This is a genomic window from Patulibacter sp. (genome assembly GCF_030655195.1).
Classification (GTDB): Bacteria; Actinomycetota; Thermoleophilia; order Solirubrobacterales; family Solirubrobacteraceae; genus Patulibacter.
In genome coordinates this window covers 1-22,879 of record NZ_JAURWA010000007.1, presented here as the reverse complement: position 1 = coordinate 22,879, position 22,879 = coordinate 1, and the positions used below count along the sequence as shown (strand labels likewise).

The following is a 22,879-nucleotide window of genomic DNA, read 5'->3' as shown; positions in this document are numbered from 1 at the left end:
CTGCCGGCCGAGGCCGTCGGCGCCGCGGCCGCCTGGGGCGCGCTGGTGGACGACGAGGTGCGCGACGCCGTGGTCGCCGGGGTCACCCGGCGCCTGCGGGCGATCGGGCTGCTCGAGCCCGCGGGCGACGCCGCCCGCGTCTGACTCCCGCCCGGGGCGCCGGCGGCCGGCGCGAGGGGCCGGGTGCCGGCAACCGCGGACGGGGCGTCCCGCCCACCCGAGAGCGGGCGGCCCGGCCGCACACCCGCCCACCCGCCCACCCGCCGACGCTCAGTGCAGGCGCGGCACCAGCTCGAGCGCCTGCGGGCGCATCAGCTGCGTCCCGCGGCGCTCGCACAGCGGGCACTCGTAGTGGACGAGCAGGTGCGAGACCGCCCGCTCGTCGTCGGGCTCCAGGGCGCGCAGGCAGCTCGGCCAGGCGGGCACCGGGTTGGGGTGGTGCGCGCAGTGCAGGACGACGGGCCAGTGGCCGCGCCGCATCGACCGCCACCACAGGTCGACGCCGCCGTCGGGGTCCTCCCCCATGCGGCCGGTCATCAGGTCGTAGTGGGCGCCGAACGCCGAGCGGATCGGTGCCCAGTCGAGCTCGTCGCCCGACATCAGCAGGTCGTGGTCGTCGCCACAGCCGCAGCGGTAGCGGACCACGTGGGCCGGCGGGGCGGTCGGCCCCGGCAGCCGACGGACGGAGCGGAAGGCGCTGAGCCGCAGCGTCCCGCGGGCGCCCGAGGCGCCGCAGACCGCGTCCCAGCCCCCGGCGAGGGCGTCGAACGAGTGCATCGCCCAGGATATGCGCGGCGCGAGGCCCGGTTCCAGGGCCCGGGTGCACGGTTGCGCCGGGCCGACGTTGGACGCCGGGCCGGACGACCACGCGGACGGGCCGCGACCCCGGGGATCGGCCGCGGCCCCGGGACGGGCCGCGACCGGCGGACGGGACGGAGGTGGGGCGACCGACGCCGGTCGCCCCGAGGCCCTCAGACCTTCGCGTCGAGGGCCTGCGTCGGCCGCCCGGACACGTGGACGAGCACCGTGTAGCGCCCGCCGCGCCGCGCGCCCGGGACCCGCACGTCGAACGTCCTGCGGGAGCCGCGCGAGGCGCGGGCCAGGACCTTCGAGCCGCGGAGGACGACGATGCGCGCCTTCGCCTTCTTCGTCAGGGTCACGCGGCAGGTGACCGTCACCCGACGGGATCCCTTCGCGGTGCAGCGGACACGCGCGTCACGCGCCTTGGTGCCCGACGCGCCGGTCGGGCCGCGCGATCCGGTCGGACCGGCGGGACCCGCGGGCCCGGCCGGGCCCTGGGCGCCCGGGGCACCGGGCGCGGGCAGCGCCCGGACCAGGGTGGTGCAGCTCGCGCTCGCCGTGTGGCCGACGTTGTCGGCGACCGCGACGGTCGTCGTGCGGACGCCGGGCGTCGAGGTGTCGACGGCCGCGGTCGGCGCGACCGCGTCGCGCAGGCCCGACTCACCGTCGGCCGCGGAGACCGTCGCCGCGGCGGCCTCGCCGACGAAGACGCCGGACGGGCAGCTCACGGCGACCAGCGGCGCGTCCGCGTCGACCTGGACCGTCCGACGGGCGACGGGCGACGCGTTGCCGACGCGGTCGGCGGTGGCACCGGCCACCTCGAACGCGCCGCTGCTGCTCCGCACGGTCGCCGCCGGCACCGTCGCCGGGTCGACGCCCGAGCCGGCGGAGCCGTCCGCGAGCGCCGGATCGGCGACCGCGGTCGGCGTGACGCTCACGCGGTCGCGGTACCACCCGCCGCCGACCCCGCTCTCGGGCAGGCGGTCGACGACGAGGTCCGGGGCCGGCGGGGCCGTGCGGTCCACGACGACGCCCGTGAGCGGCTCGGAGAACGAGGTCGTCTCGCGACGGCTCGCCTCGACCGGCGTGGCCTCGGTGTCCGTCGTGCTGCGCAGGCGGAACGCGTACGTGCCCTCGGGCGCCGGCGAGCCGGCCGTGAACGACGTCGTCAGGGCATCGACCGCGCCCGCTCCGGGGACCGGGACCCAGCCCGCGTCCGACGCGCTGCGGCGCTGCAGCTCGAAGGTCGTGTCGGTGCGGTCGGGGTCCGGCCCGCGCCAGCGCAGCCCGAACGTCCCGGCGTTGGCCGGCGTGGAGCCGGTCGTCAGGGCCGGGGCGGTCGGGCGCAGGCGCGTGAAGCGTCGGGCGTCGGTCTTCAGGCGCGCGATCCCCGCGGCGTCGAGGAAGCCCGACGGGGTCAGCGCGTCGGCCTTGGCGTCGACCTGGTCGACGTAGGCGCCGAAGTCGGCGTAGCGGGCCTCGAGCGCCGGGAACTCGAACGGCACGCTGGAGCCCAGCAGGCCGCAGAACGCGCTGAACGGCGTCGTCGCTCCGGCCCGGGCGGCGTTGATCGACGACTCCTGGCCGACGGGGACGTCGACGGCCGGGAGCCGGATGCCGCCGGCGGCGTTGCCGGCGGCGTCGCGCAGGAGCGGGGACCCGGCGGCGGCGCCGTCGTACTCCGAGCGGGGTGCGGACGCCGGGGCGGCGCCGCCCTTCTGCCAGCCCACGAGCGACTCGAGCGCGCGGTTGGCGACGTAGGGCCATTGCACCTTCGACAGCGGCGGGCGCTGGCACTCCACGGTCTGCGGGCCCAGGTCGCGGGTGGCCGACGGGGCCCAGTTGCGGTAGGCGACCTCGGGCAGGTGGGAGCCGCCCGCGACCTCCCAGCGACGGAGGGTCGGGGAGTCGACCTCCGGCGCGGCGGGACGCGCCGTGACCTCGCGCTCCGACAGCAGGCGCATGACCTTGTTGGGCAGGTCGGTGCGCAGACCGCCGGCCGGCGGGCCCGAGACGGTGATGAAGAAGCCGTCGACCAGCTGGGCGGTCGCCTGGATGCCGTTGTAGTAGCTGTTCAGGCGGCTGCCGGACTGCGACTCGCCGCTGGCGATCACCGTCTGGGTCTCGAGGCCGCCGAGCGGGTCGCGGCCGCTGTAGGACCCGCGGACCGCCTTGGCCGCCTGGGAGAAGATGTCGTACGACACGTCCACGTTGCCGGCGCCGGCGTCGAGGGTGCCGTAGCGCGCGGGGTTCCAGCCCTTCAGGGCGTTGATTCCCGTGCGCTGGGCGGACACGCCGACCCAGGCGTACCCCTTGGACATCAGGTACTCGGGGTCGTTGAACCAGTTCCACTCGATGTCGAAGCCGGCGGTGACGTTCTGCCACTCGACGATCGTGGTGCCGTTGAACTTGGCGGGGTCCAGGGGACGCCGGACCACCATGCGGGTCTTGTACGGGTAGGTGCCGTTCGCACCGGGGCCGTCGGCGGCCGGGGCGGAGGTGGCGGTGCCCGTCGGCGCGGCGTAGCGGACGGCGCCGCCGGAGAGCTCGTACTCGCGCTCGACGTAGCCGCGGGCTGCGAGGTCGAGGTCGGACGAGAGGAACGGCCGCGAGGTGGCGGTGACCGGGATCGGCCCGCTGACGGTCGGCGTCGGGACGTCGGACGGTGCGGCGTGGGCCGTGGGTACCGCGAGGGCGAGGACGCCGGCGGCGAGGGCCGCGGTGGCGATGGTCGAGGTCCTGCGTGGGTGGGGCACAGCGCTCTCCTGTTCGGTGGTCGCCGCTCCGGGGTGCTCGGGCCCGGTACGACTTTGGGTGATCACGCGATCACCGTAGAGATGCTCGCTTCCCTTGCGGGAAAACCTTAGGATCGGCGCGTGTCGTCATCGTCCGTCCGTCCGGTGGACACGCGTTCGCCCTCGCCGCCCGCAGGCGGAGCGCGTGCCGCGGGCAAGCGCGCCACCCGCGCCCGTCTGCTCGAGGCGGCCTTCACGCTGCTCGAGGACCACGGGTTCGAGGGACTGAGCCTGCGGCACGTCGCCCGGGTGGCGGGCGTCGCCCCCGCCGCGATCTACCGCCACTTCGACGACGCGGAGGCCCTGGGCCTCGCGCTCGTCGAGGCGAGCTTCGAGGCGCTGCACGAGAGCATCCGCCTGGCCCGGGCGGACACCGAGCGCGGGCTGTCGGCGGTCGGCTCCGCGCAGATCGTGCTGCGCTTCACGGCCGAGCACCGCGAGCGGTTCCGGTTCCTCACCCGCGAGCGGCGGGGCGGCTCGCCGGCGCTCCGCCGTGCGATCGAGGCGCAGCTCGAGCTGTTCGAGCGCGACCTCGCGGTCGACCTGATGCGCGATCCGCGGATCCGGGCGTGGGCGACCGCCGACGTGCAGCTCCTGGCGGGCATGCTCGTCGGGCTGATGGCGGAGGCGATCGCCGAGCTCGTGACGGCCGAGACCCCCGCGGAGCAGCTGGCGGTCGGCGAGCGGGCCCGGCGACGCCTGCGGCTGCTCGCACTGGGCATCGCCGGGTGGAGCTCCGCGTCGCCGGGGGTGACGGGGGAGCCGGGCCCAGGCGCCTGAGGGCGCCGGAGAACGCTGCTTCTCCGCGAGGGAACCGGCCACGTGGAATGGTCGGGCATGGCCGAGATCGTCGTCACCCTCACCGAAGACGGCGGCGCCTACGTGCACCTGATGCCCGGCGACGCCTCCATCGTCCGCGAGTCGATCGCCCTGGACGAGCTCGACGCCGCGGACCGCGTCCCGACGCTCGACGCCCTGACCTTGGACCTCGACCACTACGGCCGCCTCGTGGGCATCCGCGTGGCGGGATCCCCGGACTCGGTCCTCCCCCCGGCTCTGCTCGACACCGCCCGGGAGGCGTGACCGCCCGGCTCTCCCGAACCTTCGCGCCGATCTGCGGGGCGAACGCGCCCAGGTTCGGGTCGGTCGCCGGGCCCAGCCCAGGAGTGCCCCGCCTCGGGTGGGCCGGCGTCGGTTGGCGCTCCAGACCCGGCCGCCGCGGCCACCGGAAGCGGCGGCCGGCCCCGGCCGACGTCCTGGACCGCCCGAGGCCTGCCATCAACGCACGACGGCCCGCCCACCCACCGAGGTCCGCCGGCACACTGGCGTTCCCCGGAGGTGGACGGGCCGGGCCCGATCGGGCGGCGGTGCCCGTCACGTCCCGCGCCGGAGCGCGGGACGGTCGCGGACCTCAGCGGGCCAAGGGCCGACCGATCGAGTAGGAACGTCCGCCCGTGGCGGCGGAGGCCGCGGCGAGGAACAGGTAGACGCCGACGCCTGCGAAGGCGAGCGCGGTGATGCCGGCGAGTCGCACCGGGAACGTCGAGGTGGTCAGGTTGCCGATGATCAGGAGCACCAGCGACAGCACGACGAGGCCGAAGACGAGCGTGAAGCCCGACGGGAGCCGCACGCTCGCGAACGTCAGGGCGCCGAAGACGACGGCCCAGGTGATCTGGAAGATCAGCTGGGTGTCCGCGATGTCGCCGGCCGGCACGAGGTACCAGTTGTGCGTGAGCCCGAGGACGAGCGCGGCGTAGCTGAGCCAGAAGCCGGCGAAGAGCCCGAAGACCGATGCGACCATCGTCTGCCCGACACGGATCGCCCAGACGGTCGAGATCAGGAGGCCGATGCCCGTGGCCGCGAAGATGATCGCGATCGGGGTGCCGGCGGCGGCGTCGGAGACGAGGCCGATCAGCGTGAGGCCCAGGGCGATCGAGGCGGCGGCGAAGATCGGCAGGCCGAGGATCGACGGGTCTCCGGCGTCCATCGGCGACGTCGAGGAGACGACGGTGACGGCTACCGGGTCGTGTTGGATGGAGATGGCGTCGTCCGGGACGACGGGTGTGGTGGCGGTGGGGGCCGACATGGCTCCTCCCTCTCTCTGGTCTCCCCGGTGCGGGATGCGCCGGGGTCCGAGGGTCCCCGTCCGCACGAGGCGGACGGGGACGAGCGGTGCTCACCCGGGACGGGTCGGCGGCGGAAGGCCCGCCGTCGTCCCCTCCCGGGCTCCGTTCGTCGTCTCCCGCACGGCGCGGGCGACGACGGGTGGAGTTCAGACGGGCGACGAGGGGCGCTCGAGGCCCTCGGCGAGGTCGCCGAAGCCGGGGGCGAGGATCGCCCCGGGCTGCGCGAGCAGCTGCTCGGCGACGATCGCCTCGGTGGTCAGGAGCAGCGCGGCCACCGAGGCGGCGTGCTGCAGGGTCAGGCGGACGACCTTGACGGGGTCGATGACGCCCCGCTCGATCAGGTCGCCGAACTCGCCGGTCATCGCGTCCAGGCCGTGCCCCTCGGGCATTCCGCGCACCCGGTCGACGACGGCGGTGCCGTCGTAGCCGGCGTTCGTGGCGACCCAGTAGAGCGGCTCGTGGAGGACGCTCTGGACGATCCCCGCGCCGACGGCGTAGTCGCCGTCGAGGCCGTGCCCGTCGATCGCGTCCGCCGCGCGAAGGAGCGCGGTGCCCCCGCCGGGGACGATGCCCTCGGCGACCGCCGCACGGGTCGCGGCCAGTGCGCCCATCGTGCGGTGGCGCTTCTCGCGCAGCTCGACGTCGGTCGCAGCACCGACCCGGATGACCGCGAGCTTGCTGGCGAGCTTGGCCAGGCGCTCCTTCGCGACCTCCCAGTCCGTGGAATCGTCGTCCGCCCGCGCGACCTCGTTCCGGATCTGCGTCAGGCGCGTCGCCAGGGCCTCGGGCGTACCGCCGCCCTCGATGACGGTCGTGGAGTCCGCGCCGACGATGACGCGCCGGGCGGTGCCGAACCAGGAGCGCTCCATGTCCTCGATCTTCAGGCCGGTCTCGTCGCAGAGCACGCTGCCACCGACGAACGCCGCGAGGTCGGTCAGGTGCTGGATGCGCCGGTGCCCGAAGCCCGGCGCGCGGATCGCGGCGGCCTCGAGCGTCCCGTGCGTGGTGCTCGAGACGAGCATCCCCAGCGCGGCGCCGTCGACCTTCTCCGCGATGATGAGGATCGGCCGCGGACTGCCGCCCTGCGCCGCCTGGATCGCCGGCATCAGGTCCTGGACGGCCGAGATCGGCTTCGTCGTCAGGAGGATCAGCGGGTTCTCCAGCACGGTCTCCATGCGCAACTGGTCCTTGGCGAAGTACGGCGAGATGAAGCCGTTCTCGATCTGGACGCCTTCGGCGAAGTCGACATCGATGCGCGGCGGGATCTGCTCCTCGACCGTGACGACCCCGTCGGTGCCGACGCGTTCGAGCGCCTGGGCGATCGCGGCACCGACGCGGCCGTCCTCCTTGGCGGCGATCGTGGCGACGTGCTCGAGGCCGTCGGCGTCGGTGACCGGCCTGGCGCTCTCGACGAGCGCCGCGACGACGCGCTCGACGGCGGTCTCGATACCGCGCCGCAGCAGCATCGGGTTGGCGCCGTCCTCGATGGTCCGCATGCCCTCGCGGACCAGTGCCTGCGCCAGCAGGGTGGCGGTCGTGGTGCCGTCGCCCGTCATGTCGGAGGTCTTGTTGGCGACCTCGCGGACGAGCTGCGCCCCCATGTTCTTGTAGGGGTTCGTCAGCTCGATCTCACGGGCGATCGAGACGCCGTCGTTCGTGATGACCGGCGCGCCGGCCAGGCGCTCCAGGACGACGTTGCGTCCCTTCGGCCCGAGCGTCACCTTGACCGCGTCGGCGAGCTCGTCGACGCCGGCCTGCAGCAGCCGCCGGGCGTCGTGGTTGTAGAAGAGGACCTTGCCCATGGTGTGTGCCTTGTGCCTTTACTCGCCGGCGCCGGAGGGGATGAGGATCCCCCGGCCGCGCAGGCGTCCGTTGTCGAGGTCCGCGAGCGCGTCGTTGACGGCGTCCAGCGGGTACGCGGTGGTGTGGAGGCTGACCTTGCCCTGGGCGGTCAGCGTCATCAGCTCGGACAGGTCGTTGTAGGACCCGACGAGGTTGCCGACGAAGTTGATCTCTCTCGAGATCACGTCGATGGTGGGGACGACGAGGTCTTCCCCGTAGCCGATCACGAAGTACGAGCCGGCGTTGCGCAGGACGGCGATGCCGTCCTGGATGGCGCCGCGCTCGCCGACGAAGTCGATGACCGCCTCGGCGCCGTGGCCGTCGGTGAGCTCCATGATCGTGTCGCGGTGCACCCCGTGGTCCGCACCCCGGGCGGTCTTCTCGACCTTGACGGTGCGGTCCGCGCCGAGCTCGCCGGCGAGCGCCAGCGCGTCGTCGGAGGGGTCCAGCACGATGATCTCCGCCGGCGTCAGCGCCTTGAGGACCTGGATGCCGATGTGGCCCAGGCCGCCGGCGCCGATGACGACCGCGCGGGTCCCGGGGTGCAGCAGCGCCGCCGCCTTCTTGATCGCGTGGTACGCGGTCAGCCCGGCGTCGGCCAGCGCAGCGATGTCCTTGGGGTGCAGGATCGGGTCGAGCTTCACGACCGCCCGGGCGTTGGTCTTGATCAGGTCGGCGAACCCGCCGTCGACCGAGATGCCCGGGAAGAGGTTGTTCTCGCAGTGCACGTCGTCGCCGGCCCGGCACGCGCGGCAGAGGCCGCAGGTGACGAGCGGGTGCAGGATCACGGTGTCGCCGACCGCCACGTTCGTGACGGCCGAGCCGATCTCGTGGACCCAGCCGGCGTTCTCATGGCCGAGCACGTAGGGCAGCTCCACCTGGGAGTTGACCGCCCACTGCCCCTCCTGCACGTGCAGGTCCGTCCGGCACAGCCCGGCGCCGCCGACCCGCACGATCACGTCGTGCGGCTCGGTCGCCCTCGGCTCCGCGATCGACTCGACCTGGAGCGCCTCGTGGTACCTGTGCAGTCGCGCGGCGATCATGCGTGCACCTCCTCAGGGGCCAGGCCGTGCCGGTTCTGCAGGAGCTGGCGGCACATGCCGCCGTTGAGTTCCAGGCTCGTGTTGATGAGCCGGCCGGAGCGGCGCCAGCGGTCGAGGTCCTGCGCGGCGATCGGCGAGCCGTCGGGGCGCACGAACGCGGGCGCCTCCGGACGGACGTCGAGGCCCAGGGCGCGGCGCAGCTCGTCGCAGCGCCGCACGTCGGCGTCGCCGTCGGGCAGCTCGGCGAGCACCCACGAGGACACCTCTCCCGGCCGCTCGCCGGCGGCGATCAGGCGCTCGTAGACGCGCCACTGCCGGGCGACGAGCGCCTTGCGGTGGAACAGGGACCGCAGCGCGTCGACCCGCTCGGTGCCCTCACCGGGGAACGCGGCCTCATAGCCGCCTTCGGCGTCGACCGCGTCGTTGATCTCGCGCCCGGTGTAGTGGTCCTCGAGCACGACGTGGACGCGACGGACGCCGGGTACGCCGACGATCGCTGCGCGAGCGTCGGCGACCATGAGGAACGCGAAGTTCGGCGCGCACTGCGGCGTCGGCAGGCGCAGCCGCACCTCGACATCGCCGTCGGGCGAGACGTCGCAGGACGTGACGAAGCGCAGGTCCGTGATCGGCTCGTCGAGCTCGGGGTCGTACACCTCCCCCAACGCCTCGAGCACCCGGTCGGCGGTGCTCACAGCACGCCGCCGCTCACGAGCTTGGCGTCGTCCTTCGCCGCCGGCGTCCCCTGGTCGGGCGCGAGCCGCAGGTGCTCGGGGACGTCGAGGCCGTAGAGCTTCGCGGCGTTGAGCCCAAGGACCTTGCGCTTGCTCGCGTCGGTCCAGCGGGGGAAGTCCGAGTACGTGTCGTCCGGGTAGTCCCAGTCCAACAGGCCCTCGATCTGCCACTTCGGCGTCCAGATGCCGTAGTCGGAGCCGAACAGCATCTTGTCCTCGCCGACCCAGAACAGCAGCTCGCCCATGACCTTCGCGAAGAAGCGCGGGCGGGCGTGCATCAGTCCGCCGGTGACGACGGAGAGCCCGGCGTAGACGTTGGGCTCCTGCGTCGCCATGAAGCAGAAGTCCTCGATCCGGGGCAGGCCGACGTGCTCGATGATGAAGTTCAGGCCCTGGAAGTCCGTGGCGACGTGATCGACATCGGACACGTCGAAGGCGTCCTTGTCCATCGGCCAGATCGTCGGGCCCTTGTGGACGTGGATGTTCGTGATCCCGAGCTCGAGGCACTTCTCGAAGTACGGGATCGCCGCCGGGTCGTCGAGCCGCCAGCCGCGCGAGGCGCCCTTCCACTCGGCCGTGTAGAGCTTCACGCCCTTGAGGTCGTAGGTCTCCGCGTCCTGCTCGAGCCGCTGCAGGCCGGCCTCGCCGTTGCGGGGATCGAAGCTCCCGTTGACGCGCAGCTTGCCCGGGAACTGGTCGAGGAGGACGGCGTTCTGCTCGACCGCGTTGAAGCCCTTCGCGTACCAGTCCTTCAGCGCGGTGGACTCGAGGATCCCGAAGTCGACCTTGCCCTCATCGAACACGTGCCGTCGGAACTCCTCGACCGTCTGCTTGCGGAACTTCTCGATGGTGTCGTGGGTCTCCGGCGGCCCGAGCGACTGGTAGTCGTGGAAGCAGGAGATGAAGCCCTTGGCGTATTCCTCCTGGCCGGGCACCCAGTTCTCGGGGCTCGCGTCCCAGAAGTGGAGGTGGCTGTCGACGATGAAGTACTGCTCGCCATCCTTCTCGTACATGGTGCTGCTCCTGTGAGGGGGGTGTGTGCCTGCAAAGCGGTAGCGACGCGCGGGGTCCGGCCCTGCGGCGTCCGGCGGACGCGACGGGCGTCCGGTCGTGGTGCTCCGCGGACCGGCCGTGCTCGGCGCGGACCGCGGTGAGGTCCTCGGTGGTCGCCCGCGGTCGCCGGCCCCGCGGGCGGGGACGGCGACGGGCGACGCCGGTCAGTCGACGACCTTGAGGTCGAAGCCCGTGTACTTCGCCGCCGCCTCGGGGCTGGCGAGCATGAGGATCTTGTCGTCGAGCACGATCATGCGCCCGTAGTGGGTCGACATGATCTCCTCGAAGTCGTCGTTGCCGAAGTCCTCCCAGCCGAGCGCCTCCGCGATCTCGGCGTAGTTGAACTCGATCTCATCGACCCCGTCGACGCGGATCATCGACGGGAGCTCGGTGACCGTGATGTTCGGCTTGCTCGACATCACCTGGGTGACGACGTGGCCGACCTGGTTGTTCATCAGGGTGACCCCGCAACGGTCGGAGATCGTGCGGTCGACCTTGAACTGCTCGGTGCTGCTCATGTCAGGCTCCTTCGGGCGTCGAGATGCCGAGGTCGGAGAGTTGGCTGGAGAACCGGGCCTGGGCCCGGTCGTAGGAGTCCTCGAAGCGCAGGGTCTTCTCGGGGATCTGCGACCAGATCGGCTGCAGCAGGCGCGCGGCCTTCTCGGCCTGCGGGGCCCACTTGGCGGCCCATTCGTTCAGCAGGGCGACGTTGGCGGGGCCGTGTGCCTCGTCCTTGACCAGCAGCTCGAAGAGGTGCCGGGCGCCGCGCTGCTCGCGGGCCGCGTCGGCCTCGCCGCCGCCGATCACGGTCGGTGTCACGAAGTCGCCGTGGATCGCCGCGACCTGCATCACGAAGTGGCTGCGGAAGAGCTCGCCGACCAGCGGCTCGAAGACGAGCGCGGTGGCGAAGAACTGCTCCGCCCAGTCCCGGGTGGCTGTGATGTTCTCGACCATCTCGCGGACGCCGGCCCAGACGGGGTCGGTCTGCCACGTGGCCATGTGCGCCTGACCGTCGAACCCGTCGACCTTGTCGGTGAGGTCGAGGTTGTAGAGGATCAGGTCCTGCGCGAAGCGCAGCTTGTGCGTCGCCGCGACCGACAGCGCGTTGTTGATCATGTTCGTCGGCCCGTCGCGCTGGGCCGGCGTGTAGACGTAGAGCCCGAGGCCGTGCTCGGCGTGGGCCCAGGCCCCGACGTGCTGCTCGACGACGCGGGTCCAGCTCTTCGCCCAGGTCTCGAACGAGCCGGCCGCCGAGGCGTTGGCGACGCTCGCCTGGACCTGGCGGACGATGCTCGAGGCGTTGCGGAAGATCGTCTGCTCCCACTCCTCGTTGGGGTCCAGGAACTTGTGCCAGTCGCTGGACTTCAGGCCCGTCCACTCCTTCGGGTAGCCCGAGGAGCCGTCCGCGAAGGCGTAGATCCAGCCCTGCAGCAGGTGGCGGTCGTTGTCGGGCTGGACGTCGACCGTGACGTCCTCGTAGACCGACGCCTTGCGCTTGCGCGGCTCGAAGTAGGAGTACTTCCGGCTCGTGGAGGACGGGAACTCCTTGGCCCCGGCCTCCGCGTCCGTGAAGACCGGGCGAGGGACGTTGCGGCCCTCGGGGATTTCTGTGGCTTCCGGCTTCGCTTCGGTGGTGCTCATAGGGAACTGCCTTCCGTCTCGGCGCTGGTGGTGAACTTGTCGAAGTAGATGCGGTCCTCCGCGAGGCCCTGCCCGAGCAGGAGCTCCATCGCGGCGTCGACCATCGGCGGGGGTCCGCAGAGGTAGGCGTCGACGTCGCGCAGGTCGCCCTCGAGGCGCCGCACGACATCGGTGACGAACCCGGTCTCGCCGGTCCAGTCCGGACCCGGGTCGGCGTCGGAGAGGACGGGGACGAACGCGAAGTCCGCGAGCTGCTGCTGCAGGCCCTCGAGCTCGTCGACCTGGAAGAGGTCCGCGGTGCCGCGGGCCCCGTAGTAGAAGACCGACCGGCGGGTGCAGCCGGCCTCGCGGCGGGCCCGCAGGAGCGAGACGATCGGCGCCATGCCGGCGCCGCCGCCGATGAAGAGCAGCCGGCGCTCGGGGCGTTCGCGCAGCGTGAAGCTGCCGAACGGGCCCTTGACGTCCAGCCGGTGGCCCGGCTGCAGGGTGCCGTCCGCGAAGCCCCCGGCGAACTTGCCGCCGGGGTAGTGGCGGATCATGAACTCCAGCCGGTTCGGGGTCGAAGGCACGCTGGCCATCGAGAAGCTGCGGACGTCGTCGGTGCCCGGCACCGTGATGTCGACGTACTGCCCGGGCTTGTACTCGAACTCGTCGGCGGGGTCCAGATCCAGCGCCAGGCGCCAGATGTCGGACGTCAGCGGCTCGAGCTCGGCGACCGTCACCACGACCTCCTTGGTCGGGATCCCGCTGCGCAGGACCTCCTCGTCGTAGTTGACGAGCTCGATGTCGACGTCGGAGACCGCGTGGGCCTTGCAGAGCAGGGTCCAGCCCTCCTCCTCCTCGAAGTCCGGCAGCGCGAACGTCGAGTACTTGTCCATGTCGACCTCGCCCTCGAGGACGAACGACTTGCAGGCCGCGCACTGGCCCTCCTTGCACCCGTGCATCAGCATCAGGCCCTGGCGGAAGGCGCCGTCGAGGATCGTCTCGTCCTCGTCGACCTGGAACTCGATGTCCACCGGCTGGAGCCGGATCGTGTGCTTGTCGCCCATGGGGCTCCCCCGCCCCGTCGGGGGCGTGTCGTGCGGTGGTCGGGAGGCGGCGTGGCCGGCGTCCCGCGGTGCGCCGGCGATCGGGTGATCGACGGCGCGCGCTGGCGTGGTGCTCCGGGGACGGGTGTCCCCGGTGCGGCCCGGTCCGGTCGCCGCGGTAGGGCGCGGCGGGAGGACCGGGTCGTCGACGCGGCCCGATCAGTCGGCGGCGATCGGCTCGCGGGCCGGGCGACCGCCCGGTCCGCCGCGGCGGTACTTGGACATCGCGGACTCGCGGTCCTCGGGGCTCAGCCCGTTGAGCGCGACGTTCGGGCTGCCGACGGTGTAGCCGCGGAGGTCGTCCAGCGTCCACATCTTGTCCGGGTTCAGGTCCAGGTGCGGCTGCGGGATCGTGGTCTTCCCGTCGTCGCGGACGTAGCCCAGGTCCTCGACGACCTCGGCGAGGTCGACCCCGTCGTACATCGTCTCCCACTCGCGCTTGCCCGTGAGCTTGCCCATGGCCGGGGTCGGCCGACCCATGTACTCCGGGCGGAACGCGACGGTGTCGGTCCAGTGGCAGCCCTCGGAGCAGTACGTGCGGACCTGCCCGTCGACCTCGTCCATGACGATGTCCTCACGGATCAGGCACGGCACCATGCAGCTCCAGCAGCGGTGCGGGTACTCGTAGTCCGCCCCGGCGTTGAAGGTGATCGGCGCGCCGCCGGCCGCCCGCTTGGACATCTCGGTGTAGCGCTCCCACCAGGTGCCGTACTTGTCGTACCAGCCCGGGTACTTGTGCTCGAACCACTCGAAGTCGGTGTCGTCCATCCCGTCGATGCGCCAGAAGTTCAGCGGCCACCCGGTGGAGAAGAACTGCGCCGTCTCGTGGATGTAGCCCTTGTTCCAGATGCGGTTCCAGGACTCCTCGACGAGGTCGTGCGGGATCGTGAGGCCGTACTTCTCGAGCGGCAGCAGGTACGAGCGGTAGTAGTCGTCGTAGATCCACTTGCGCCACATCTCGGCGTAGGAGTCGCGCTCCTTGCGGCGGTCCTTCGTGCCGTACTCGATGAACGTGCCGATGGCGGCGTCCACGACCGCGTGGTTGTTCCACCAGGCGTAGCGCAGGTCGCGCTCGAGCAGCTCGCGGTTGCGCTCGTCGGCGAGCGCCATGAGGATGATCGAGTAGCCGTTGGAGATGTGCCGCGACTCGTCGGACTGCACCGAGTGGAAGACCGTCGGCAGCAGGTAGTCGCCGTTGGCGGCGGCCTCGCCCGGCATCGCCACGAAGAGGACGTTCGTGAACGCCGTCTCCGCCACGATCGTCAGATACATGTTCGCCGCGGTGATCGCGTCGCCGGTGATGAAGCCCTCGCCGAACTGGCGACCGATGGTGCCGGCGTAGCAGTTGGAGAACGCCTTCTCGGTGATGTCGAACCCGGCGGGGTCGATGTAGTGGTTCATGTACAGCCGCTTCAGGTTCATCTGAATCGTGCTGTGCCGGACCTCGTCGATCATCTGGATCGCGAGGCCGTTGTGGAGCTCGGGGTTCGGCACCGCGCCGATGGCCAGCGGCATGGCGCGGGCGGCCGAGATCTCCGGGAACGGGATGATCGCCAGGAAGAGCTTCTGCCACTCCATCCAGCGCTCCTGGACCTGGCGGAACATGTTGCCGCGGATGGCGCCGTCCATGGCGCCGAAGACGCGGTTGTCCTTCTCCTCCTCCATCGGGAAGTAGGAGCGGAGGACCTGCTTGAGCGGGTCCTTCTTCGGCGCCTTCTCGAACGTGTAGTCCGTGGCGTACTTCTCGACGGGGGTGACGAACGTCGGATCCCAGGAGAGCTCCTGGATCTTCTCGTGCGCCTTGGTGATGCTCGCGCGGCTCACTTGGTTGCTCCTCGTTGCTGTGAAGGACAGGGGCCGTCCACCGCGCCCAGGGGCGTCGGCTTCGGGTGCGGTGGATGAGGGTCCTCGTGTGCCTCGGCGGCCCCGCTCGTCCTTCGGGAACCGCCGGCGGATGGCCCGTCCCGGCGTGCTGCCGGGGTGGGTGCTTCCGATGGATCGAACGTACGCCCGGTCCGGGCGCAGGGTCAAGAAACGCTGGTCTTTCCCACCATGCTTGGAACGCGGCGGACCCCACCGGGACCCGCGGGGCGCGGCGGGGAGAGCCGTGCGGACGTCCCGGTCACCGTCGCCTCGGCGTCCCGGGGCGGGGTGCCGCCGCCCGCCGCAGCGGGACGCGCGGGAGCGCCATGCCCGGGGATCGTGAGCTTCGTCCCCGCGACCTCGCGCACGGCGCGCGAGAGGACGTCGAGGGACTCCTCGAACGCGCGGCGCGACATCGAGATGCCGGCGACGGCGCGAAGCCCGCCGTCCTGCCCGAAGACGGGGGCGGCCACGCAGCAGAAGTCCTCCGCGAGCTCCTCGACGTCGGTCGCGAACCCGTCGACCCGGGCCTGTGCGAGCTGCTCGCGCAGCACCACGGGATCGGTGACCGTCGCCGGTGCCACGACCTTCAGGCCCCGGGCCACGTACCGGTCGACCGCCACCCCGCGCATCAGCGAGAGGACCACCTTGCCCATCGCCGATGCGTGCGCGACGTCGGAGATGCGGTCGCCCATCCCGGGGAGCCGTGGCAGGCCCTGCCGCCCCCGGACCTCGACGATCTCGATCGCGCCGCCGTCGAGCACCCCGACGTAGGAGCGCTTGTGGGTGCGGGCGAAGAGCTCGTCCGCCAGGGCGGCCAGCGACAACTCGCGCGCCGGCCCGCCCGCCGGCCCCGGCGGGGCGACCGACCGGGCCTCGGCGCGGAACAGCCCACCCCGGTCGTCGTGGGTCGCGAACCCCTCCTCGCAGAGCGCGCGCAGGACGTAGTAGGCCGTCGACAGGCTCTTGCCGATCGCGGCGGCGACCTCCTCCGCACGGACGCCCTCGGGGCGCTCCTGCAGCAGGGCGAGGGCCTGCAGCGCGCTGCGGGCTGTGGTCATGGACCCGCCGGAGCGCTCGGTCGGGGTGGCGCTGGCCTCCGGGGCCGGGTGAGGTGCGTCCATGGGTCCTGTCCGTCTCGTGGGGCACGACGTGGGACGGCGAGGGCCGCCGAGGGCTCCGTCGGGAGCCCACCGCATCGCGTGTGGCGTCGGTCTACCGGCTCGCGTGTTGCACGAGCGCTACACGCGGACGCGTGTCCATGCGTCGGAGGGGCGGGCGACGGGTACGGGACCCGGTCGCCGACCGTCGCGCCGCATTCGTCCCCACCGGACCGTGGACGCCGTTACGGTGGTCCCAGAGGAGGCACCCCATGGCCAACCCCTGGCTGGCAGTCGACGAGAGGACCCCGCCCCAGACGCGGGCACGGCTCCTGCGCCGGGCGTGGGAGGGGTTCGTCGAGGGCTCGGAGGACTCTTCGGGTCTGCGACCCCCGATCGCGGCCTCGTGGGATCGCTGCCAGGACGCAGGGGTCGCCCACGACGGGGCCGCCGTCGCCCCGATGATCGCCGACGAGGACGAGACCGCCGCGCGGTGGGAGGCCCACCCCCTCCAGGCGGTGCGCCCGCTCATCGCCGAGTGCCTCGCGCCGATCATGGACGACTCCCACCTGGTCGTCGTCGCCGACGCCCGCGGCATGTTGCTCTGGGTCGACGGTCCCCCGGGCGTCCGGCGCGCCGCCGAGGCGATGAACTTCGCCCCCGGCACCCTCTGGAGCGAGTCCGGCGCGGGCACCAACGCGGTGGGGACGGCCCTGGCCGCCGACCACGCCGTGCAGGTCTTCGCCGCCGAGCACTTCCACGAACAGGTGCAGACCTGGACCTGCTCGGCGTGCCCCGTGCACGACCCCGACAGCGGGGCGCTCCTCGGGGTCATCGACCTGACCAGCCGGATGAGCACGGTCCACCCGCACGCGCTGTCGGTGGCCGTCGCCACCGCCCGGGCCGTCGAGATGCAGCTGCGTTCCGCGATGCAGGAGGCCGACGCGCGGCTCGTCGAGCGGCTGGGGGTGCGGGTCGCCGGCGGCCGCGAGCCCCGCGCGCTGGTGTCCGCACACGGCCGCGTGATCGCCGCCAACCCCGCCTGGCGACGGGCGGCGCTGCAGGTGCAGCGCCGCCCCGAGGACGGTCGGCTCGCCGTCGTCGGCGCCGACGTCACCGAGGTCGAGCGCGTCCAGCACGGCGGGGCGTTCCTCGTCGGTCCCGCTCGCACGGGGTCGACGCGCCCGGCCGCCCCGGACCGGTCGCCGCCGCGCCTGGACCTGCTCGGGCCGGAGCCGGTGGTCGTCGTCGACGGCGCGACGCTGACCTTGCGCCGCCGGCAGGCCGAGATCCTCGCGCTGCTGGTGTCGAGCCCCGACGGGCTCAGCGTCGAGCGGCTCGGGGCCGGGCTCTACGGCGACCACGCCAAGGCCGGCACCGTCCGCGTCGAGGTGTCGCGCCTGCGGAAGCTGCTGGGTCCCTGGTTGACGTCCGAGCCCTACGGCCTGGCACCCGGGTGCGCGTGCGACCTGCGCACGCTGCACGACCTGCTCGACGCGGGGGCCGTCCGCGAGGCCGCCGAGCGCCATGGCGTCGGGCTGCTCCCCCGGTCGGAGGCGCCGGGGGTCGTCCGAGTCCGCGACCACCTGCACGCCTGGGTCCGCGAGTCGGTGCTGCAGTCCGACGACCTCGAGGCCCTGTGGGCCTGGGTCGACGGGTCCGGGGGCGAGGACGACCTGATCGCCTGGAGTCGGTTCCTCCGTCGCCTGCCCACACGCGACCCGCGACGGCCGCTCGCGGTCGCGCGGGTGTCGGGCCTGCGCCGCCACCTGGCGGCGCCCGCCTGACCGCACCGGCGGATCGGGGAAACCCGTGTTCTTTGCCTCTCCCCGGGCGCGCTGGGAGGCTCGCCGGCATGTCGACCGCCCACGAGACCCACGCCGCGTCCGCGGGCGACCCGCCCACGCTGGAGTCGAGCCTGCGCTCGTTCGCCCAGGGGCTGGCCGCCGCCGACCGGCCCGACGCGCTGCACCAGCTCTTCTACGGCTTCTACTCCCGCGTGGCCGTCGTCGACCGCAGCACCCACGAGCTGGCGCGGTGGGTGTCCGAGGAGATCACCGGGATCGACGACCTGCCGCCGACGCTCGCCGAGGCCCTGCGCGACAACGCCCTGCACGTCGGGCGGGAGCTCTTCGCCACGCGCATCCAGACGATGACCGCGATGGGCTACGTCTCGCGTCAGCTCGGCGAGCTGCGCGGGGCGATTCCGGCCGACCAGCAGTACACGCTGGACCGCGCGGTCGCGTTCGACGGCGAAAGCGGGGAGCTGCGGACCTACGCCCTCGACGCCCCCGGCGGTCACCCCGACCTGCCGTACGACCCGTTCGCGTACGACCCCAACGCGGTCGACCCGACGGGCTGAGGACCGCGCGGGCCCGACGGCCCCCGGCGCCGCGTGAACCGCCTCGTGCGCGACGGACCGGCAGGACCTTCGTCCCGGTCCGGCACGGCGGCCGACCCGCTGCCCTACCGTCAAGGGGAGTGATCGCCGCCCGCGGACTCGTGAAGACGTACGGCAGCGGCCGCGCCGCCCGGCGTGTCCTCGACGGCGCGGACCTCGACGTCGCCGCGGGCGAGGTCGTCGCGATCGTCGGGCGGTCGGGCACCGGCAAGAGCACCCTGCTGCACCTCGTCGGGGCGCTGGACCGGCCCGAGGCGGGCACGATCGAGGTCGCCGGCGAGCGGGTCGACGGGCGCTCCGAGCGGGCGCTGTCGGCCTTCCGGCGCCGGCGCGTGGGCTTCGTCTTCCAGTTCTTCCACCTGGTGCCCGAGCTGACGGGCGAGGAGAACGTGCTGCTGCCCACCCGCCTTCCGGGTGCGCCGCGGTCCGCGCCGGCCCACGGACGCGAGCTGATCGAGCGGCTCGGCCTGGGCGACGCGGCACGGCGCAGGCCGCACGAGCTCTCCGGCGGGGAGCAGCAGCGGCTCGCGGTCGCCCGCGCGCTGGTGCTCGACCCGCCCGTCCTGCTGGCCGACGAGCCGACGGGCAACCTCGACGAGGAGTCCGGCGCGGCGGTGCTCGACCTGCTGCGGTCGGCGGCCACGGCCGACCGCGCGGTCGTCGTCGTGACGCACGAACCGCGCACGAGCGCGATGGCCGACCGGACCGTGACGCTCGTCGACGGGCGGCTGCGGGCCGCCCTCCCCGGCGCGGTCGGCGGAGCGTGAGGGGCGCCCGGCGCCCCGCGACCGCGGCCGGCCGACTGCTCCGCGGCGCGCTCTCGCTGCTGCGCTCGGGCCGACGCCGGACCGTGCTCGCGGCGGTCGGCATCCTCGTCGCCGGCGCCATGGCCGGGGCGGCGCTGACGGTGTCCCTGGCGCTGGGCGGCGGCTTCGACCGCGCGGCCGAGCGCTCCGACCTGCCCGACATCGTCGCCCGCTTCGCCGACCAGCCGCCGGACCGGATCCGCGACCGGATCGAGGCGCTGCCCAACGTGGCCGCGTACGCGCCGCGGACCGAGGTGCCCAACGTCCGCCTGCGCTCGGGGTCGAACTTCTCGAGCCGCGGGTCGCTGCAGCTCGTCGACACGACGGCACGGCGGGGGTACGCGATCGTCGCCGGCCGCGACCTGCCGAGGACCGGCGGCTCGACCCGCGAGGTCGTGATCGAACAGGGCCTCGCCCGCACCTGGGACCTCGGGGTCGGCGACACGCTGCGGGTCGGGCAGCTCGGCCGCGTGACGATCGTCGGGGTCTCGATCGCCCCGGACAACGTGGCGTTCCCGCTCGCCACGGCCCCCCGGGTCTACCTGTCGGGCACCGCGCTGGAGTCCCGGCTGGGCGGCGTCTTCCGGGTCAACCAGGCGCTCGTCTGGACCCACGACCGAGGACGCACCGACGTCACGCTGCAGCAGGCGCGGGCGACGACCTACGGCGTGGGGAACCTGCGCTTCGTCACCCGCACCGGCGTCCGGCTGATCATCGACCAGGCCGCCGGCGTGGTCATCGCCCTGCTCGTCGCGTTCTCGCTCATCGCCCTGATCGCCGCCACGACGATGCTCGCCTCGCAGGCGGCGTCCGAGGTCGCGCGGCGGCTGCCCGTGATCGGCGTGCAGCGGGCGATCGGCGTGCCGCGCGGGACCGTCGCCGGTGAGCAGGCGCTGTCGGCGGGCCTGATCGGGCTGGTGGCGGGCGGGGCCGGCGTCGCGCTCGGCGCGTTCGTGATCCAGGGACCCAGCGGCGACCTGCTCGCGGCGCTCAACGAGACGCCGCCCGGGGCCGCCCTGATCCTCCCCCTCACCGGCCTCGTCCTGCTGCTCGCCGCGATCGCGGCGGGCGCGGCGGGGTGGCCGGCGTGGCGCGCGGCCGGGCGGCCCCCGGTGGCGCTGCTGCGCGGCGGCACGCTGACCGAGGGGGCGCTGCGCGGTCGATGGCGGGGGTGGCGCGCCGGGCAGGACCGCGGATCGGACGGGACCCGGCCGGACGACCGCGCCACCCGACGTGCCGGCGCCGGCGATCGCGCCCCGCGCACCGCCGGGCGCACCGGGTTCCTCGGCCTGGGGGCGAAGCTCGTCCTCGCCCGGCCCGGCCGTGCGGGCGCCACGATCGGCGTCCTCGGCGTCTCCGGCGGCGTGATCCTGCTGATGCTCGGCCTGGCCTCGTTGCTCGTGGCTCTGCGCGACGATCCCAGCGCGGTGGGCACCCGGTACGCCCTGACGGTGCGGGCCCCGGACGGCGGTGGCCTGGCGGCGATCAGGGCGGTGCCCGGCGTCGCCGACGCCGGCGAGCGGTACGAGACGCGCGGTGCGGACTCGTTCGCCCTCGGCGAGCCGGTGAAGATCACCGCGTTTCGCGGCGACCTCGAGCGCTTCGTCAACCCGCCGCTGGCGGACGGCCGCCGGGTCCGCGGGCCCGGCGAGGTCGAGATCGGCACCGGGCTGGCGACCGCGCTGGGGCTCGGCACCGGTGGCACCCTCGCGGTCCAGCTGCAGAGCGGCGGCGAGGCGCGGTTCCGGGTCGTCGGCACCGTCCGGGCGCTGCAGGACGACGGCCGCGTCGCGTTCGCCCGCCCCGACCGCCTGCTCGCGGCCGATCCCGGTCTGCAGCCCGACGTGGCCGTCCGGCTGGAGGACGGCGCGGACCGCGACGAGGTGGGGCGCCGGCTGGCGGCGATCGGCGCGACGCCCACGGCCGTCGGCGGCGCCACGACGAGCAATCGCGCGTTCCTCGACACCCTCGCCACGGTGCTGAAGGCCGTCGCCGTGCTGGACGGGCTCGTCTGCCTGTACGCGCTGATCCAGGCGCTCGCGCTGACCGCCCGGGAGCGTCGCCCGACGCTGGCGCTCCTGCGCGCCCAGGGCGCCGCGACGCCCACCGTCGTCCGGGTGCTGCTGGGCGCGGGCCTCGTCCTCGCGCTCCCCGGGGCGCTCGTCGCGTTCCTGCTGCAGCGTCTCGTGTTCTCCCCCGTCGTCTCGCAGCTCGCGGCCGGCTACGCGGACCTGGGCACCGCGGCGTCGGCCGGGGCCGTCGTCGCGGTGACGGGCGGCTTCGTCGGCTTCGCCGTCCTGGCCGGCGCCTGGGTCGCCCGCCGGGTCGTCGCCGAGCCGCCCGTCCTCGGGCTCCGGGAGGGCTGAGCCGTGAGCGCCCCTCCCGTATCGACCATCCGTCGCCGCCGGCTCGTCGCGGCCCTCGCCGCCGCGGCGCTGCTCGTCGTCCTCGTCGTCCTCGTCGTGGTCCTCGTCGCGGGCGGCGGGAAGGGGGACGGACCGACGGTCGGCTCGACCCTCGACGTCACCGTCCGGGACCCGACCGGCAGCGGCGAGCTGACCACGGGCCCCGGCGCCCCGCTCCGCGACCGGACGGATCTGCTGGGCCCCGGCGGCGAGAGCGGTCGGCCCGCCGACAGCGGATCGGGGGGCGACGGCGGCACGGGCGCGGACGGATCGGGCTCCGGTGACGGCACCGGGTCGGCCGCGGACGGTGGCCGGCCCGGTTCGAGATCCGGCGGCGCGGGGTCCGACACCACGGGATCCGACGGTGCCGGCGGCGACGCGCCGTCGGACCGCCCCGCCGGCGACGGTGCCACGGGCGACGCCCCCGCCCCGGCCCCGGGACGCGTCCTCGCGACGGTCGCCCAGCTGACCGACACGCACGTCCGCGACACGGCGTCCCCCGCCCGGGTGCCGTTCCTCGACCGCCTCGGTGCGCCGTTCACGCCGGTCTTCCGGCCACAGGAGCCGCTGACCCTCCAGACCCTCGCCGCGGCCACACGCACGGTCAACGCGCTGGCCCCCGGGCTCACGGTGGTGACCGGCGACCTGATCGACAACGACCAGCAGAACGAGCTCGACGCGGCGATCACGACGCTGAAGGGCGGGCGCGTCCGCCCGTTCGACGCCCGCACGCTGCAGGGCGCCGACAACGCCGACCCCTTCTTCTACCGCCCCGACGTCGACCCGCCCCGCGAGCCCGGCCTCCTGACGTCCGCCCGTCGCACGTTCACCGCGCCGGGCCTGCGGAGCCCGGTGGCCGTCGTCCCGGGCAACCACGACGTCCTCGTCGGCGGCGAGGTCCAGGCGACCCCCGCCCTGCGCGCCGTGGCGGTCGGCGCCCGGCGCCTCGTCACGCCGGACCCGGAGTTCGCCCGCACGATCCCCCGCGACGCCGAGGCCGCCCAGGCCGCGGTGAACGACCTGCTCGCCGCGGGACGGCTGCCGGGGACGACCGAGGCCGTTCGCCCCGACCCGTCCCGACGGCTGCTGACCGGCGACGAGACGGTCCGCCGGCTGGCCGCGGCCGGCCTGGCCTGCTTCGCGGTGAACCTCGGCGGTGGCAGCGGGGGCATCACGCTGCTGAG

18 protein-coding genes and 1 pseudogene are annotated in these 22,879 nt (G+C 73.8%); 7 read left to right on the top strand and 12 right to left on the bottom strand.

Going from position 1 to position 22,879, the window contains the following annotated elements; genetic code table 11:
- Positions 1–270: 270 nt before the first annotated feature.
- Both Q7T67_RS00650 and Q7T67_RS00645 read right to left on the bottom strand, forming a co-directional pair.
- The gene (locus Q7T67_RS00650; protein WP_304785392.1) at positions 271–777 is read right to left on the bottom strand and encodes a hypothetical protein; all 507 of its coding nucleotides are present in this window, start codon (positions 775–777) and stop codon (positions 271–273) included.
- A 194-nt stretch (positions 778–971) separates the two neighbouring features.
- Positions 972–3,557, bottom strand: coding sequence for an alpha/beta hydrolase domain-containing protein (locus tag Q7T67_RS00645; protein ID WP_304785391.1), 2,586 nt, complete (start codon positions 3,555–3,557; stop codon positions 972–974).
- A gap of 120 nt (positions 3,558–3,677) precedes the next feature.
- Between Q7T67_RS00645 and Q7T67_RS00640 the strand changes: the two genes are divergently transcribed.
- Together Q7T67_RS00640 and Q7T67_RS00635 are read left to right on the top strand one after the other, a co-directional pair.
- The gene (locus tag Q7T67_RS00640; RefSeq protein ID WP_304785390.1) at positions 3,678–4,376 is read left to right on the top strand and encodes a TetR family transcriptional regulator; all 699 of its coding nucleotides are present in this window, start codon (positions 3,678–3,680) and stop codon (positions 4,374–4,376) included.
- 57 nt (positions 4,377–4,433) lie between these two features.
- Positions 4,434–4,679: a hypothetical protein gene (locus Q7T67_RS00635; protein ID WP_304785389.1), complete on the top strand. Its 246-nt coding sequence runs from the start codon at positions 4,434–4,436 to the stop codon at positions 4,677–4,679.
- Between the two features lie 328 nt (positions 4,680–5,007).
- On the opposite strand, the gene Q7T67_RS00630 is transcribed toward Q7T67_RS00635, so the two are convergent.
- From Q7T67_RS00630 to Q7T67_RS00585, 10 genes are all read right to left on the bottom strand, one after another.
- Positions 5,008–5,682 carry a GPR1/FUN34/YaaH family transporter gene (locus Q7T67_RS00630; protein ID WP_304785388.1) on the bottom strand — a complete coding sequence of 225 codons (675 nt, stop codon included), beginning with the start codon at positions 5,680–5,682 and terminating at the stop codon, positions 5,008–5,010.
- 186 nt (positions 5,683–5,868) lie between these two features.
- Positions 5,869–7,524, bottom strand: a complete 1,656-nt coding sequence (groL, locus tag Q7T67_RS00625; RefSeq protein WP_304785387.1) for a chaperonin GroEL — start codon at positions 7,522–7,524, stop codon at positions 5,869–5,871.
- A gap of 18 nt (positions 7,525–7,542) precedes the next feature.
- The gene (locus Q7T67_RS00620; protein ID WP_304785386.1) at positions 7,543–8,607 is read right to left on the bottom strand and encodes an NAD(P)-dependent alcohol dehydrogenase; all 1,065 of its coding nucleotides are present in this window, start codon (positions 8,605–8,607) and stop codon (positions 7,543–7,545) included.
- Complete coding sequence (locus tag Q7T67_RS00615; protein WP_304785385.1) at positions 8,604–9,299, bottom strand: metal-sulfur cluster assembly factor; 696 nt, start codon at positions 9,297–9,299, stop codon at positions 8,604–8,606. The genes Q7T67_RS00620 and Q7T67_RS00615 overlap by 4 nt, the downstream gene beginning before the upstream one ends.
- Positions 9,296–10,351, bottom strand: coding sequence for an amidohydrolase family protein (locus tag Q7T67_RS00610; RefSeq protein WP_304785384.1), 1,056 nt, complete (start codon positions 10,349–10,351; stop codon positions 9,296–9,298). Before Q7T67_RS00610 ends, Q7T67_RS00615 begins: the two co-directional genes overlap by 4 nt.
- A gap of 204 nt (positions 10,352–10,555) precedes the next feature.
- On the bottom strand, positions 10,556–10,909 hold the full coding sequence (gene mimD / locus Q7T67_RS00605; RefSeq protein ID WP_304785383.1) for a propane 2-monooxygenase effector subunit MimD: 354 nt from the start codon (positions 10,907–10,909) through the stop codon (positions 10,556–10,558).
- Position 10,910: 1 nt separating this feature from the next.
- Entirely contained in the window at positions 10,911–12,032 is a 1,122-nt protein-coding gene (locus tag Q7T67_RS00600; RefSeq protein WP_304785382.1) for an aromatic/alkene monooxygenase hydroxylase subunit beta, read from the bottom strand.
- Positions 12,029–13,081, bottom strand: coding sequence for an NADH:ubiquinone reductase (Na(+)-transporting) subunit F (locus Q7T67_RS00595; RefSeq protein ID WP_304785381.1), 1,053 nt, complete (start codon positions 13,079–13,081; stop codon positions 12,029–12,031). Before Q7T67_RS00595 ends, Q7T67_RS00600 begins: the two co-directional genes overlap by 4 nt.
- A 198-nt stretch (positions 13,082–13,279) precedes the next feature.
- The gene (locus Q7T67_RS00590) at positions 13,280–14,944 is read right to left on the bottom strand and encodes a hypothetical protein (RefSeq protein ID WP_304785380.1); all 1,665 of its coding nucleotides are present in this window, start codon (positions 14,942–14,944) and stop codon (positions 13,280–13,282) included.
- Positions 14,945–15,147: 203 nt separating this feature from the next.
- On the bottom strand, positions 15,148–16,107 hold the full coding sequence (locus Q7T67_RS00585; RefSeq protein ID WP_304785379.1) for an IclR family transcriptional regulator: 960 nt from the start codon (positions 16,105–16,107) through the stop codon (positions 15,148–15,150).
- A 248-nt stretch (positions 16,108–16,355) separates the two neighbouring features.
- Between Q7T67_RS00585 and Q7T67_RS00580 the strand changes: the two genes are divergently transcribed.
- The 5 genes and pseudogenes from Q7T67_RS00580 to Q7T67_RS00560 form a co-directional block, all read left to right on the top strand.
- Positions 16,356–17,870, top strand: a complete 1,515-nt coding sequence (locus Q7T67_RS00580) for a GAF domain-containing protein (protein ID WP_304785378.1) — start codon at positions 16,356–16,358, stop codon at positions 17,868–17,870.
- Positions 17,871–17,938: 68 nt separating this feature from the next.
- Entirely contained in the window at positions 17,939–18,445 is a 507-nt protein-coding gene (locus Q7T67_RS00575; protein WP_304785377.1) for a hypothetical protein, read from the top strand.
- Positions 18,446–18,564: 119 nt separating this feature from the next.
- The gene (locus tag Q7T67_RS00570) at positions 18,565–19,251 is read left to right on the top strand and encodes an ABC transporter ATP-binding protein (RefSeq protein WP_304785376.1); all 687 of its coding nucleotides are present in this window, start codon (positions 18,565–18,567) and stop codon (positions 19,249–19,251) included.
- Positions 19,248–21,656, top strand: a complete 2,409-nt coding sequence (locus Q7T67_RS00565) for an ABC transporter permease (protein WP_304785375.1) — start codon at positions 19,248–19,250, stop codon at positions 21,654–21,656. Before Q7T67_RS00570 ends, Q7T67_RS00565 begins: the two co-directional genes overlap by 4 nt.
- A 3-nt stretch (positions 21,657–21,659) precedes the next feature.
- A pseudogene (locus Q7T67_RS00560) lies at positions 21,660–22,879 on the top strand (hypothetical protein); the annotation flags it as partial.

Coding starts and splice junctions, on each gene's coding strand:
- Q7T67_RS00650 (WP_304785392.1), bottom strand. CDS start 777: ATGCACTCGTTCGACGCCCTCGCCGGGGGCTGGGACGCGGTCTGCGGC.
- Q7T67_RS00635 (WP_304785389.1), top strand. CDS start 4,434: ATGGCCGAGATCGTCGTCACCCTCACCGAAGACGGCGGCGCCTACGTG.
- Q7T67_RS00630 (WP_304785388.1), bottom strand. CDS start 5,682: ATGTCGGCCCCCACCGCCACCACACCCGTCGTCCCGGACGACGCCATC.
- groL (WP_304785387.1), bottom strand. CDS start 7,524: ATGGGCAAGGTCCTCTTCTACAACCACGACGCCCGGCGGCTGCTGCAG.
- Q7T67_RS00620 (WP_304785386.1), bottom strand. CDS start 8,607: ATGATCGCCGCGCGACTGCACAGGTACCACGAGGCGCTCCAGGTCGAG.
- Q7T67_RS00610 (WP_304785384.1), bottom strand. CDS start 10,351: ATGTACGAGAAGGATGGCGAGCAGTACTTCATCGTCGACAGCCACCTC.
- mimD (WP_304785383.1), bottom strand. CDS start 10,909: ATGAGCAGCACCGAGCAGTTCAAGGTCGACCGCACGATCTCCGACCGT.
- Q7T67_RS00600 (WP_304785382.1), bottom strand. CDS start 12,032: ATGAGCACCACCGAAGCGAAGCCGGAAGCCACAGAAATCCCCGAGGGC.
- Q7T67_RS00595 (WP_304785381.1), bottom strand. CDS start 13,081: ATGGGCGACAAGCACACGATCCGGCTCCAGCCGGTGGACATCGAGTTC.
- Q7T67_RS00585 (WP_304785379.1), bottom strand. CDS start 16,107: ATGGACGCACCTCACCCGGCCCCGGAGGCCAGCGCCACCCCGACCGAG.
- Q7T67_RS00580 (WP_304785378.1), top strand. CDS start 16,356: ATGGCCAACCCCTGGCTGGCAGTCGACGAGAGGACCCCGCCCCAGACG.
- Q7T67_RS00575 (WP_304785377.1), top strand. CDS start 17,939: ATGTCGACCGCCCACGAGACCCACGCCGCGTCCGCGGGCGACCCGCCC.